The 13,893-nt window shown below is 69.4% G+C and carries 13 protein-coding genes; 11 read left to right on the top strand and 2 right to left on the bottom strand.

The features are described 5' to 3' along the window. Positions 1-9: 9 nt before the first annotated feature. The gene (locus tag AB0D57_RS05885; RefSeq protein ID WP_362067430.1) at positions 10-651 is read right to left on the bottom strand and encodes an SRPBCC family protein; all 642 of its coding nucleotides are present in this window, start codon (positions 649-651) and stop codon (positions 10-12) included. Positions 652-1,210: 559 nt separating this feature from the next. Here AB0D57_RS05885 and AB0D57_RS05890 point away from each other — a divergent pair. The 6 genes from AB0D57_RS05890 (at position 1,211) to AB0D57_RS05915 (ending at position 8,462) form a co-directional block, all read left to right on the top strand. Then, the gene (locus AB0D57_RS05890; RefSeq protein WP_054232206.1) at positions 1,211-1,519 is read left to right on the top strand and encodes a hypothetical protein; all 309 of its coding nucleotides are present in this window, start codon (positions 1,211-1,213) and stop codon (positions 1,517-1,519) included. Positions 1,520-1,697: 178 nt separating this feature from the next. Beyond that, positions 1,698-2,555 (top strand): hypothetical protein, encoded by an 858-nt coding sequence (locus tag AB0D57_RS05895; RefSeq protein WP_362067433.1) that lies wholly within the window; start codon positions 1,698-1,700, stop codon positions 2,553-2,555. Next, on the top strand, positions 2,545-3,864 hold the full coding sequence (locus AB0D57_RS05900; RefSeq protein ID WP_362067435.1) for a hypothetical protein: 1,320 nt from the start codon (positions 2,545-2,547) through the stop codon (positions 3,862-3,864). Before AB0D57_RS05895 ends, AB0D57_RS05900 begins: the two co-directional genes overlap by 11 nt. Beyond that, positions 3,861-5,420: an SCO6880 family protein gene (locus AB0D57_RS05905; protein WP_362067437.1), complete on the top strand. Its 1,560-nt coding sequence runs from the start codon at positions 3,861-3,863 to the stop codon at positions 5,418-5,420. Before AB0D57_RS05900 ends, AB0D57_RS05905 begins: the two co-directional genes overlap by 4 nt. Before the next feature lie 14 nt (positions 5,421-5,434). Beyond that, complete coding sequence (locus tag AB0D57_RS05910) at positions 5,435-6,859, top strand: ATP-binding protein (RefSeq protein ID WP_362067439.1); 1,425 nt, start codon at positions 5,435-5,437, stop codon at positions 6,857-6,859. Position 6,860: 1 nt separating this feature from the next. Beyond that, the gene (locus AB0D57_RS05915; RefSeq protein WP_362067441.1) at positions 6,861-8,462 is read left to right on the top strand and encodes a type VI secretion protein; all 1,602 of its coding nucleotides are present in this window, start codon (positions 6,861-6,863) and stop codon (positions 8,460-8,462) included. Positions 8,463-8,498: 36 nt separating this feature from the next. On the opposite strand, the gene AB0D57_RS05920 is transcribed toward AB0D57_RS05915, so the two are convergent. Beyond that, positions 8,499-9,047 (bottom strand): GNAT family N-acetyltransferase, encoded by a 549-nt coding sequence (locus tag AB0D57_RS05920; RefSeq protein ID WP_362067443.1) that lies wholly within the window; start codon positions 9,045-9,047, stop codon positions 8,499-8,501. A gap of 122 nt (positions 9,048-9,169) precedes the next feature. Between AB0D57_RS05920 and AB0D57_RS05925 the strand changes: the two genes are divergently transcribed. The 5 genes from AB0D57_RS05925 (at position 9,170) to AB0D57_RS05945 (ending at position 13,746) form a co-directional block, all read left to right on the top strand. Further along, positions 9,170-9,931, top strand: coding sequence for a CDP-alcohol phosphatidyltransferase family protein (locus AB0D57_RS05925; RefSeq protein WP_362067445.1), 762 nt, complete (start codon positions 9,170-9,172; stop codon positions 9,929-9,931). A 126-nt stretch (positions 9,932-10,057) separates the two neighbouring features. Continuing rightward, a complete protein-coding gene (locus AB0D57_RS05930) occupies positions 10,058-10,978 on the top strand; it encodes an ATP-binding cassette domain-containing protein (protein ID WP_362067447.1) in 921 nt (306 codons plus the stop codon). Further along, the gene (locus AB0D57_RS05935) at positions 10,975-11,748 is read left to right on the top strand and encodes an ABC transporter permease (protein ID WP_362067449.1); all 774 of its coding nucleotides are present in this window, start codon (positions 10,975-10,977) and stop codon (positions 11,746-11,748) included. The genes AB0D57_RS05930 and AB0D57_RS05935 overlap by 4 nt, the downstream gene beginning before the upstream one ends. A gap of 175 nt (positions 11,749-11,923) precedes the next feature. Next, complete coding sequence (locus AB0D57_RS05940) at positions 11,924-13,081, top strand: histidine kinase (protein ID WP_362067475.1); 1,158 nt, start codon at positions 11,924-11,926, stop codon at positions 13,079-13,081. After that, entirely contained in the window at positions 13,078-13,746 is a 669-nt protein-coding gene (locus tag AB0D57_RS05945; RefSeq protein WP_362067451.1) for a response regulator transcription factor, read from the top strand. The genes AB0D57_RS05940 and AB0D57_RS05945 overlap by 4 nt, the downstream gene beginning before the upstream one ends. The last annotated feature ends 147 nt before the right edge of the window (positions 13,747-13,893 follow it).

Consider the following 13,893-nt stretch of genomic DNA (forward strand, 5'->3'; position numbering starts at 1 on the left):
GCCCCCTCACTACTCGGCGGGCGCCGCCCCCGTATACGCCGCGGTCGTACGATCCGCGGCGGCGCGGGCGGCGTCCTCGGGCGCTCCGCCGGCGACGTTCGCCTCGTACCACTCGTCGCTGCTCAGCGTCACGAAGCGGCGGCCCTCGTCGGACATCAGCCAGGCCATGCTCTCCTTCGGGTCGACGGAGCCGCCCGTCGAAAGGTGGTGGGCGAGGCCCATGAAACTGAGGTCCCAGCCGACGCCGACCGCGCCCGGGCCGAACTCCGTCCAGCGCTCGTCGTCGACGTGAGCGATGTGTTCGAGCTCGAGGCGCGTGACGGCTGGCGCCACCGCCGTCAGCCGGACCTCGATCCAGGTGACCTCGCCGCCGTACTCCCAGGTCGCGGCGAAGCCGTGGGGCCGGTCGCAGCGCTCGATGGTGCCTCCGGCGTTCCCCTCCAGTTGGTACGCGCCGCCGACGCGGAGGTCACCGGAGACAGGCAGGAACCACCGCGGGATGCGTTCGGCGTCGGTGCAGGCGCCCCAGAGGTCCTCGATCCTCGAGTCGTACGTCTGGCTCACCGTCACCACACGCGCCTCGCCCCCCTTGTACACGCGCGTGCCGACCTGCCGTCGCACCGCGTCGACCTGATGAGCGACATCGAACATGGGGAGCTCCGTGAGTGGGAGGTGTTGAGTCAAGCCGCCGTCAGTTTCTCGCCATCGAGCGGCCATTGACCGGCGACGCGCAGACCTCGTTCGGTAAGGGCCGCGGTTACCGGCCCGCGGCCCGTCGCCGTGCGCCGCAGAAGCACGGGATAGCCTTCGTATCGACGGTCGGTGTCCACATCCGGCAGACGCACGACCCGGGGAACATCGGCTCGACGGCCCGTCAGAAACGGGACGCGTTCGCAGGGATGCTACGAGGTGGGTGGGGCGACCACGGCGTAGAAGGGGTCAACGACGGCACCACACCACAGGTTCCGCCTCGACTTCATTGCCCCGCGTGACCAGCCGTGATACACAGAGTGACCATACGAATCTTTGCATACCGTCATACGCCGCCCGCGAGGGTCCCGCGTGCGCCGGTAGCAAGGGATTCGTACGAAACCCGCCAATCAATGACGTCAAGTCGACATACGACGGCGACATTGTCAGCGAGAATGGGCCCGACCTCTGCGCACAGTGGCAGGGGGTGCAGAACTACCCACTAGGGGCGGTGACTTACATGCTTTTCGCAGCCGACAAGGGCGACATCACCACCATCATCGGCGGAATCGCCCCGGACTGGGGTCCCTTCGGCAGCCTGGGCAACGAGGCCAAGACGATGATCCAGGTCGTGATGGCGGTCGCCATCCTGCTCTGCCTCGGGATCGCAATCTGGGGAGCGGCGAAACAACGCATCGGCGCTACGGCGCTGCGTGACACGTTCAGCGCGGAACAGGGCAAGGGCCTCATCATCGCGGGCCTCACCGGGGTCTTCATCATCGGCTCGCTCGGCACGCTGTTCACCATCGTGTACGGCATGGCCGTCTAGCCCCGGCCGGGCGCCCGGCTCCTCTCTCCTCTTCCTATTCGACCCACCCGTCCGTCGTGCCCACCGGCTGAGGTTGCGTTTCCCTGATGTCGAGTCACCACACCGCGTCCGCGCGGGAACCAGCACGGCTACCGTCGTACTACTTGGTTCAGCAAGAGGTTGAGGGGGCGTGCGCGGCATGAGTCTCGGTGACGAACCCGGATACGGGGACGCTTCCCGCGGCGAGGACGGGGGGTACGGGGGTACGGGCCAGACCCGCACCCGCCTCCCCGACCGCGCCGGCGACGTCTACGGCGGCGCCCGCCGCGGCCGCTCGTCCTCGCGGAGCCTGGTCACGGTGGTGGGCGTGGTCGTCCTCCTCATCGCCGCCATCGCCTTCGCGAACCGCGGAGGAGACGATTCCTCAACCGACGGAAACGGGGGCGGGGGCGACACGTCGACCACGTCACCTACGGCGGCTTCGGGGGAGCGGCCGGTGGATTCGAAGACGGGGGCGATCCCTTCGGGGTTCGCGCACAGCGAGCAGGGGGCGCAGAGCGCGGCGGCGAACTACGGGGTGTCGCTCGGATCGACCGGGATGTTCGACTCCGGCCAGCGGCACACGATCGTCAACACGGTGTACGCGCCCGAAGTCGCCGCCGCCCGGCAGACGGACCTCGACAGCGCCTACTCCAGCGAGAAATTCCTGACCAACATCGGCCTGAACAAAGACGGCACGGCGCCCACCGGCCAGACCTTCATCTCACGAGTCATCCCCGTGGGCACCAAGGTCACGTCCTCTACTGCTGACAGCGCCACGGTCGAACTCTGGTACACATCGCTCTTCGGCCTGGCCGGGGAAGGGTCCACGAACCCCGTATCCGAGAGCTGGTACACCACGACGTACCAACTGAAGTGGATCAGCGGGGACTGGAAGGTCACCGACTTCTCGCAGCAGGACGGGCCGGTCCCGGTCGGGCGTGACCAGAGGGCCTCCACCGCCGACGACATGACCAAGGCTGTCGAAGAGTACGGAGGGTTCACGTATGCCCGCTAGCCGCCGCGTACTCAAAGTCGCCGCCGCTGTCACGGCCGTCCAGGCCACGACGGTGCTGCTGGCCACTCGCGCCCTCGCCGCCCCCACACCGACGCCGAGCAACGACCCCTGCGACCTCATCCGCGGCCCCGCCAAAAACTACTGCGAAAGCGACAGCGGATCCGGCGGCTCCGGCGGAACCACCACCCCCTCCGTAACCTCCACCCTCGACCCCCTCTCCTCCCTCGCCCAGGGCTGTGCCGACGCCGCCTCCTGGACGGTGGACCAGCTCTCGAAGGCCGTGAAGGAGACCGCGGACGTCGACTTCACGAACCCCAAGTTCCTCCAGCAGTACGCCGTCGTCTTCGCGGCGTCGGCGATCCTCACCCTCCTGCTGTGGCTGCTGGCCGTAGCCAAGCGGGCGGTGCGCGGCGTCCCCCTGACGACCGCCCTGACGGAGGCGATCGGCTTCCTCTGGCTCACCGTGCTGGCCTCCGCCTTCACCCCGCTGATCCTGTACACGGTCGTCTCGGCGACCGACAGCGTCAGTGACGTGCTCGCGAAGACGACCGGCAACCAGACGGACACGTTCTTCGGCACGTTCTCCGCCGCCCTGGACAAGGGCAACGACATCGGCGGCGGCCCGATCATGCTGATCCTGGTGTCGCTCGTCTCCATCGTCGCCGCGGGCGTGCTCTACCTGGAGCTGTATCTGCGGGCCGTGCTCCTGTATGTCGGCGCCCTCCTCGGCGTCGTCGTCTACTCGGGGCTCGTCGACAAGAACCTCTGGGGCCACGTCCGCCGCTGGGCGGGCGTCATGATCGCGGTGATCCTGGTGAAGCCGGTGATCGTCATCGTGCTGGGCCTGGCCGGCGCGCTGGCCACCGACGGCGGCCCGGACTCCCTCGCCGCCGTCGTCTCCGGCCTCGCCATCATCCTGCTGGCCATCTTCGCCAGCGCGATGATCTACCGCTTCGTCCCCGGCTTCGGCGACGAGATCGCGCACTCGCGCAACAACCGCCTCATGCAGGGCGCCGAGGGCAAGGCCGCGGCCGTGATCAGCTCCCCGGCCACCCTGGTCGCCCAGGGCATCAAGACCCACAGCACCCGCGCCGACAACAACGGCGGCGGCGGTGGAGGGGGCGGAGGCGGCAGCAGCCAGCCCCGCCCCGCCAACCCCGCCTCCGGCGGCGTAGCCGCCCACAGCACCCGTACATCGAACGGAGGCGGCGGATCTGTCCCATCCGCCGCACCACCGCCCCGTACGAGCCCCGCAGGCAACACCCGCAACAGCAGCAGTATCAACCGCACGGGAGGTGAAGGGCGTTGACGACCGAGTCCCACGTGTCCCATCCGGTCACGCCCCGCCGTACATATCTGATCGGCCGCGCCCGGCCGAACGCGATCGTCGGCCGGAATCGTGAATCCGGCGAGATCGCGCTCATCATCGCGGGCGCGTTCCTGGGCATGATGTGCGGCCTGCTCGTCCCGGTGCTCTCGCTGCGGATCGTGCTGCTGACGGGCTTCCCGCTGGTGGCACTCGCCGCGGTGTACGTCCCGTACAAGCGCCGCACGTTCTACAAATGGTTTGAAATCAACCGCAGTTACAAGCGCAGCCTCCGCCGCGGCACGGCCTACCGCAGCAACGTGATGGAGGCCGGCACCCACGTCGACGGCCGCGAGGTCGAGATCGGCCCGCCCCCCGGCATCGGCCGCATCTCCTGGCTGGCCGCGCCCTTCGGCCCGGACGAGATCGCCGTGCTGCTGCACGCCGACCGCCGCACGGTCACCGCGGCCATCGAGATCGAGGGCCCCGGCGTCGGCCTGCGCGACAGCGAGGACCAGGAGGCCCTGGTCGACCGCTTCGGCACGCTGCTCAAGCACGTCGCGAACGGCGACGGCTTCGTCACCCGCATCCAGATGCTCGCCCGCACCCTCCCGGCCGACCCGGACGCCCACGCCAAGGACGTCGCCGTACGAGGCGACGAGAAGGCCCCCGGCTGGCTGCAGCAGTCGTACGACCAGCTCCAGTCCATGGTGTCCACGAGCAGCGAGCAGCACCGGGCGTATCTCGTCGCGTGCATGCACTACTCCCGCGAGCTGGCCGCCGAGGCGAATGCCATGGCGCGCGCCGCCCGGCCGCAGGGCGGCAAGAAGCTGGACCGGGACGCGGGGCTCGCCGTCGTCATGGCGCGCGAGCTGACCGACATCTGCTCCCGGCTGCAGGAAGCCGACATCCGCGTACGGCAGCCGCTCGGCCAGGGCAGGCTCGCCTCCCTCGTGCACTCGATGTACGACCCCGACCACCCGATAGACCACATCCAGGCGATGACGAAGCGGAACGCCTGGCCGGCCGAGCTGGACGCCATGGAGCCCACCTACCTCCAGGCGAAGACCCGCGAGTCCTCCACCCGCGCACCCTGGTGCCACGCCACGGCCTGGGTGAAGGAATGGCCGATGACCCCGGTCGGCGTCAACTTCCTCGCGCCCCTTCTCGTCCACACCCCGGACGTCATCCGGACCGTGGCCGTCACGATGGACCTCGAACCCACCGAGGTCGCCATCGAACGCATGCTCACCGAGAAGACGAACGACGAGGCCGAGGCCAGCCGTCAGGCCAAGATGAACCGCACGGTCGACCCCCGCGACATCGCCTCCCACAACCGCCTGGACCAGCGCGGCGAGGACCTCGCGAGCGGAGCCGCCGGCGTGAACCTCGTCGGCTACATCACCGTCTCCTCCCGCTCCCCCGAGGCCCTCGCCCGCGACAAACGGACGATAAGGGCATCGGCAGGCAAGTCGTACCTGAAGCTGGAGTGGTGCGACCGTGAGCACCACCGGGCCTTCGTCAACACCCTTCCGTTCGCCACCGGAATCCGCAGGTAGGAGCTGATGTTCTGATGCGGGATCCGATGTCCGCCCTCACGGACGCCTTCACAGGCTTCCTCTTCGGCAAGGTCGAGACGACCCGCCTGCCCGTGCGCACGTCCACAGGCCAGGCGCAGGCCGTCTACCTGCCGACCGCCGCGCCCGGCCTCGGCGACTCGGGCGTCATCATCGGACGCGAGGTGTACTCCGGGAAGGGGTACATCTACGACCCCTTCCAGCTGTACGGGCAGCAGCTGCCGGCACCGCACTGGCTGGTCCTCGGCGAATCGGGCAACGGCAAGTCGGCGCTCGAGAAGACGTACGTCATGCGACAGCTGCGCTTCCGCGACCGGCAGGTGGTGGTGCTGGACGCGCAGGGCGAGGACGGGGTCGGCGAATGGAACCTCATCGCGGAAGAGCTGGGGATAACCCCCATCCGGCTCGACCCGACGGCCGCCCTGGACATGGGCATCCGGCTCAACCCCCTCGACCCGGCGATCACCACCACCGGCCAGCTGGCGCTGCTCCGGACGATCATCGAGGTCGCGATGGGGCACGGGCTCGACGAGCGGTCCGGCTTCGCACTCAAGGTCGCGCACGCCTACGTCAACGAGACGATCGTCGAGCGCCAGCCAGTACTGATGGACATCGTCGAGCAGCTACGGCACCCCGAGCCCGAGTCAGCCGAGGCGATGAACGTCGCCCTGGACGACGTACGGGCCTGGGGCCTGGACGTCGCCCTGGTGCTGGACCGGCTGGTCGACGGTGACCTGAGGGGCATGTTCGACGGCCCCACGACGGTCGGTATCGACCTGGACGCCCCGCTCATCGTCTTCGACCTGTCCCACATCGACCGGAACTCCATCGCCATGCCGATCCTGATGGCGATCGTGGGCGTGTGGCTGGAGCACACGTGGATCCGGCCCGACCGCAAGAAGCGCATCTTCCTGGTGGAGGAGGCGTGGCACATCATCAACAGCCCGTTCGTGGCCCAGCTCTTCCAGCGCCTGCTGAAGTTCGGGCGGCGGTTGGGTCTGTCGTTCGTGGCGGTGGTGCACCACCTGAGCGACGTCGTGGACGGGGCGGCGGCGAAGGAGGCCGCGGCGATCCTGAAAATGGCGTCGACACGGACGATCTACGCCCAGAAGGCGGACGAGGCGAGGGCGACGGGGCGGGTGATCGGCCTGCCCCGGTGGGCCGTCGAGATCATCCCGACCCTGACACCCGGCATCGCGGTCTGGGACGTCAACGGCAATGTCCAGGTGGTGAAACACCTGATCACCGAGACGGAGCGCCCCTTGGTCTTCACCGACCGGGCCATGACCCAGTCCTCCGCCGACCTCCACGCCGACGACGCGCTGCGCGCCGCGGAACGGGAGGCCGAGGAGCGCGCGGCGGCCTTCGTGGAGCAGCACCTCAGCGATCTCGACGGCTCCTCCGAGTCCACGGTGGCGTGAGATGAGACAAGACCGGCGGGACGGACGAGGCGAGGAAAGAGGCATCCCCGACGGGTTGCTGGTCGGGGTGCTCGCCTTCCTGCTCGGGATGACGGCGCTGGTGTGGTCGGCCACGGGGCTCGCCGGGTGGCTCGCCCGGGGGGCCTGGCCACAGGCCGTCACCTTCTCCCGTACGCCACTGGCCTTGCGGCATCTGATCGGGCAGCCGCGTGACATGGCGGGCGCATGGCCGGACACGCCCGCGGACCAGTTGTCGGGGTACGGGCTCTTCTGGGGCCTGTTCATCGGACAGCTGATGGTGCTGGTCGTGCTGACGGTGTTCGTGATGGGCACAGTGACACGGTGGCGGGCGGTACGGGCGAGGCGAAGAGCGGGGATGTACGACACTCCGGCTCCGGTATCCGAGCCGGAACCGGAGCCGACGCATCACGAGGTCCTGATCCCCCGCCCGACGCCGGAACCGACGGACCGGCAAACGGAGCCGCCCACGGGGGCGGAGCGCACGACAGAGTCGCCGCAGAAGCCGGAGCCACTGCAGCCGAGGGCAGACGCACCGCAGCCGACACCACCCCCGCTGACGCACCCGCAGACGCATCCGCTGCCGACACCCCTACTGCCGACGGCTCCCTTTGCAGCGGACAGTAAACGGGTGGGCGGGTGGGAAACCCCCCAAACCACAGCCGCCGCGCTCATCCTCGCCCCACCCGAATCCCGCCACCCCACCGCAACCCAGGCCGTACGCGACGCGGAGGGCCCAGCCCTGGTAATCACCTCGAACCCAAAAACCTGGTCGGAGACGAAAGACGCCCGAGCCAAACTCGGCCCCGTCCTTCTCTACGACCCCACTCACCTCTGCGACACCCCGGCCCGCCTCCACTGGAACCCCGCGTCCGGCTGCGAGGACAAGGCAACGGCGGCAGCAAGAGCCGTCGCTCTCCTGACCCCCGTACGCCCCTCCGCCAAGGTCGACCAGGCGATGGCGGACGTCGCGGAAACTCTCCTGCGGAGCTATCTGCACGCCGCAGCCGTGGACGGCAAGGCCTTCCGCCACGTCCACCGCTGGGCACAGGGAACGCAGGTGCAGGACGCCGTACGAACCCTCCGCACGCATCCCAAGGCCGCATCCGGCGCGGCCGGCGAACTCGAGGCCGCGCTCACCTCGCACCCCGAACGCCGCGATATCGCCCAGGAGTTGACGGCCCGCGCCCTCTCCTCGCTCTTCACGGTCAACATCCGCGAATCCTGCACACCCAACCGAAGTGACGCCCTCGTCCTGGATTCCTTTGTGAACGAAGGGGGCACGCTTTATGTGGTCGGTGAACCGATCGAGGACCCCAAGGCGAACCCCGGCGCGATGCCGCTCCTGACGGCCCTCGCCTCAAGCGTGGTCGAGCGCGGCCGGCGCATGGCCGAACGGTCATCCTCTGGTCGCCTCGACCCACCACTCACGCTGGTCCTGGACGACGTCGCCGCGGTGGCTCCGCTTCCCCAGCTCCCGGAGCTGCTGTCCACCGGAGCGGATCAGGGCCTGCCGACCCTGGCTCTGCTTCGCTCCAAGGAACAGGTCAGAGCTCGCTGGCCCCGCTACGAGCTCCCGGTCTAGCGAGAGCGGGCGGGCGCCGGCGAGCGTCGGAGGACCTCAGCGGTCCCGACTGATCACAAACTCCAGCTCCCGCTCCCCCGTGTCCCCCGGCGCCGCCATGGTCCCCCCGGTCGGCACGAAACCCGCCTTGCGGTAGAACGCCTCCGCCCGCCCGTTCTTCTCGTGCACGAACAGCCGTACGTGCTCGAGGCCGATCTCCCAGGACCACGCGAGGGCGGCGTCGAAGAGCGCGTCGGTGACACCGAGCCCCCGGTGCTCGGGCCGCACATAGACCCCCACCAGATGCCCCTGGTCCCGCTCGATGACATTCCCGAGGACATCCCGCTCCCCGGCCTTCTCGACCAGCACGACCACGGAGCCACCCCACACGCCGTCCGCGCCCACGGCGACGAACTGCCGCCGCTCGCTCGCCCCCTCGGCCGCCTTCTGCGCCCGCTCCCGCCAGTCCGAGTCGGGACGCGCCGCGGCATTCTCATACGTATCCAGGAACGCGAGATGCGCCACGGGGTCGCGCAGGGCGGCGAGCCGGAGCTCCTTCACCTTGGCCCACTCGTCGGCACGTATGGAACGGATCACGTGGTTCATGGGGGCCACCGTAATACGCGCGTACGACATCACCCACCGGTTATCCACCCTGCCGACACCCTCCGTCCGGGCCCCCGTCATGCTCTTCCCTGAACGCACATTGATCCAGGGGAGAAAGCCGCATGACCAAGGTCCAAATAGAGGAACTCCGCGAGGTCATCCACCCTGCGGGCAAACTGGACAGCAGGGCGGAGCACTGGGCCGGCCGCCTCTACATGCGTGCGCTCTCGCTGCGGGTGACCCGCCTGATGCTGGGCACGCGCTTCTCGCCGAACCAGATCACGACGGTGATGGTCTTCGCGGGCGTCCTCTCCGGAGTCGCCCTGATCCTGCCGGGCCTGGGCGGCGCCGTACTCTCCGTCCTCTTCATGCAGTTGTACCTGCTGCTGGACTGCGTGGACGGCGAAGTGGCCCGCTGGCGCAAGCAGTTCAGCCCGCTCGGGGTCTATCTGGACCGCCTCGGCGCCTACCTCGCCGACGCCGCCGTCATGGTCGGACTGGGCATCCGCGCCTCCGAACTCGGCCTGGACCTCTACCTGGTGGCCGGTCTGGCGGCGGCCATCGGCGTCCTGCTCCTGAAGTCGTCCTCCGATCTGGTCCACGTGGCCCGTTCCGACAGCGGTATGGAGAAGGCCACCGACCAGTCCGTCGTCCCGCGCTCCACCGGCCTGGCCCGGGTCCGCCGCCTCACCTCGGCCGTCGGCCTGCACCGCCTGGTCAACGGCATCGAGTGCACCCTGCTGCTGCTCGTGACCGCGGTCGTCGACCTGGCGCTCGGCGACCTGACGGCGACGAAGATCGCGACGGTGGCCGTGGCGGCGATCGTGTGGCTCCTCGTTCCCGCGCACATCGTCTCGATCGTGGCGTCGTCCCGCCTGAAGTGACCACGGGGTGACGGGGACCCGGAACCCGATGTCGGGGACCCCGTCATACCCCGGTACTACGCCGCCCCTCCGACATCCCGCCCCGGTCCGACGCCGCACCGTCTCGCTGCCCCGAGCATCGAAGACATGATTACGGCCTCCGGACTGACCAAGCGCTACGGCGACAAGACCGTCGTCCACGATCTGACCTTCACCGTCCGGCCCGGCACCGTCACCGGCTTTCTCGGCCCCAACGGTGCCGGCAAGTCCACGACGATGCGCATGATCCTCGGCCTGGACACCCCGACCCGCGGCAGCGCGCTCATCGGCGACCGCGCCTACGAGGACCACCCGGCGCCCCTCCACCAGGTCGGCGCCCTGCTGGAGGCCCGCTCGATCCACCCGGGCCGCACCGCGTACCACCACCTGATGGCGCTGGCCCACACCCATGGAATCTCCCGCGGGCGCGTCCAGCACGTCCTGGACCTGACCGGCCTGACCGAGGTCGCGCACCGCCGCGTCAAGGGCTTCTCCCTCGGTATGGGCCAGCGCCTCGGCATCGCCGCCGCGCTGCTGGGCGACCCCGCCACCGTCGTCCTCGACGAACCGGTCAACGGCCTCGACCCGGAGGGCGTGCTGTGGATCCGCACCCTCCTCAAGTCCCTCGCGGCAGAAGGCCGTACGGTCTTCGTCTCCTCGCATCTGATGAGCGAGATGGCGCTGACCGCCGAGCGCCTCGTCATCATCGGCCGCGGCCGACTCCTCGCCGACACCACCGTCTCCGACTTCGTACGGGACTCCGGCACCGGGACGATCAAGGTCGTCACCCCCGAGGCGAGCGCGCTCGCGGCGCTCCTCTCCGCAGCCGACGTGGCCATCACCAGCGCCGCCCCCAAGACCCTGGAGATCCGCGGCACGACCGCCGAACACATCGGCCACACCGCCGCCGCCCACGGCATCCCGCTCTTCGAACTCACCCCGCGCGCCCCCTCGTTGGAGGAGGCCTTCATGGACCTCACCCGCGACTCCGTCGAGTACGCCGCCCCCCTGGAAGGAGCGACAACATGAGCATCCCTGTCCTCACCCTCACCCCGCGGCGCGTCCTGCGCTCCGAATGGCACAAGCTGTGGACGGTCCGCTCCACCTGGTACACCCTGGCCCTGACGAGCGTCCTGACGATCACCCTGGGCATCGTGACCGGCACGACCTACGATTCCGGCGGCGACGGGAAAATGGACACCGTCGTCCTGGTCCTGCTCGGCATGCAGTTCACGCAGATCCTCATCGGCGTGCTGGGCATCCTGGTCACGGCGGGCGAGCACTCGACCGGCATGATCCGCTCCAGCATGACAGCGGTCCCGCGCCGTCTCCCCGTCCTGTGGTCCAAGGCCGCGGTCCTGGGCGCGGTCGCCTTCACCGTCGTACTGGCGACGAACTTCCTCACCTTCCCGCTCGCCCAGACCTTCCTCTCCGGCACCGACCAGGCGGCCTCGCTCAGCGACCCGGGCATCGCCCGTGCCTTGGTGGGCAACGCGGCCGGTCTCACGCTCCTCGCCGTCATGGCCCTCGGCCTCGGCGCCCTGATCCGCTCCGTCCCGGGCAGCATCGGCGCGTTCATCGGCGGCATCCTGATCCTGCCGGAGGTCCTCACCATGATCCCGTACGACATCGTCGACAAGGCCGTGCGCTACTTCCCCGCCAAGTCCCTCGAATCCCTGACCCACGCCCACCAGTCAGCGGACTCGGCCTCACCGGGCGCGGCACTGCTCGCACTGTCCCTGTGGACAGCGGCCACACTCGCCACGGCGGGCCTGCTGCTGAAGCGCCGGGACGTATGACGGCGGGCTACGGACGATGGCGTACGAGGATGGCCCCGTGACACGTGAAGAGGACGGTCCCGTGACACGCGACCAGGACTACTCGCAGGGCGAGTGGACGCCGAACGGACAGCCCCTCACCCGCCAGTTCCACCGCGCCGTCCAGCGGGCGCGCGCCTTCGACCGGCACCGCCCGCTGGTGTGGGACGTCCTGTGCACCGGCTTCTTCGTCACCGCCTGCCTGGTAAACCTCGCGGGCGGCAGCTGGCGGAACACCGCTGCCCGTCCCGAGCTCCCCATCTGGCTCGTCACCATGATGTCGCTGGGCTTCTCGGTACCGCTGCTGTGGCGCCGCACCCACCCGTTCGCGGTCCTGCTGGTGATGTTCCCGATGTCGGTGGTCAACGCCTGGTCCGGCGCCATCCTCCAGGCAGGCCTCACCCTCCTCGTCGTCATCTTCAACGTGGCCCTGCGCACCCGTCTGCGCACCCTCCTGTGGTCGTACGGCCTCGTGGTGGTGCCCTTCGCCGTGACCAGTGCCCGCTCTCCCACCGAGAGCGCGGAGCAGAACATCGTCCCGGCCATGATGGGCCTCGCCCTGGCGGCACTCCTCGGCATCGCCGTCCGCACCCGCCAGGAGTACCTCGCTTCCCTCGTCGAACGCGCCCGCCAACTGGAGGTCGAACGCGACCAGCAGATCCAGCTGGCCGCCGCAGCCGAACGCGCCCGCATCGCCCGCGAGATGCACGACATCATCGGCCACAACCTGTCCGTCATCACAGGACTCGCGGACGGCGGCCGGTACGCCGCCACCAAGTCCCCCGAACGCGCCGCCCAGGCCCTGGACGCCATCGGCACCACCAGCCGCCAGGCACTCACCGAACTCCGCCGCCTCCTGGACGTCCTGCGCGACCAGCCCGAAGACCTCGCCCTGGCCCCACAACCCACCCTGACCGACCTCGACCACCTCATCGACGGCGTACGGGCCGCCGGCCTCCCCGTCCGCACCACGGTCCACGGCCGCGCTTCCCTCCCCCCGGGCCGCCAGCTCACCGTCTACCGCGTCATCCAGGAGGCCCTCACCAACACCCTCAAACACGCCGGCCCCGGAGCCACTTCCGAGATCGAGCTGTCGTACGAGGCCGGTGGCGCCGTCAGTCTGACGGTCACGGACACCGGACGCGGCGGGACCGCCTCGTCGGACAGCGGCCGCGGCCTCCCCGGAATGCGCGAGCGAACCTCGTTGTACGGCGGCACACTTGAGGCCGGCCCGGGCCCGGAGTCCGGCTGGCGCGTCCATGTGCGCCTGCCGAAGGAATCCGACGCGCACCTACCGGAGGAGTTCACCCCGTGACCACCGTCCTCATCGCCGACGACCAGCCCCTCCAGCGCCTCGGCTTCCGCATGCTCCTCGAGAGCCAGGACGACATCGCGGTGCTCGGCGAGGCCGGGAACGGCACCGAGGCCATCCGTATGACCGCCGAACTCCACCCCGACGTCGTCCTCATGGACATCCGTATGCCGGGCCTGGACGGCATCGAGGCCACCCGCCGCATCGCCGCCACCGGCGACCGCACCCGCGTCCTCATCCTCACGACCTTCGACCTCGACGAGTACGCCTACGCGGGTCTGCGCGCGGGCGCGTCCGGCTTCCTCATCAAGGACGCGCTGCCCGAGGAGCTGCTGTCGGGCATCCGTGCGGTGGCGACAGGCGACGCGGTGGTGGCGCCGAGCCTGACGCGACGGCTCCTCGACGCGTACGTCCAGCACCTGCCGGAAGCCGCCACCGATGAGATCCCCGGCGTGGACCCACGACTCGCCGTCCTCACCGACCGGGAACGCGAAATCCTGACCGTCATCGGCCAGGGCTGGACGAACACCGAGATCGCCACCCGCCTCCACCTCGCCGAGTCGACGGTGAAGACACACGTCAGCCGCATCCTCGCGAAAACAGGCACACGCGACCGCATTCAGGCGGTGATCCTGGCCTACGACACGAGGTTGGTACAGCCGTCGTGAAAACGACGCCGAACGCCCCGGAACCCAACGGCCTTAAACGCAGAAAACCCCCGTACCGGATTCCCGGTACAGGGGTTTTCTCTACAATTAGTTCGGCGGCGTCCTACTCTCCCACAGGGTCCCCCCTGCAGTACCATCGGCGCTGTG

The sequence above is a fragment of the Streptomyces sp. NPDC048275 genome (assembly GCF_040652275.1).
GTDB lineage: Bacteria > Actinomycetota > Actinomycetes > Streptomycetales > Streptomycetaceae > Streptomyces.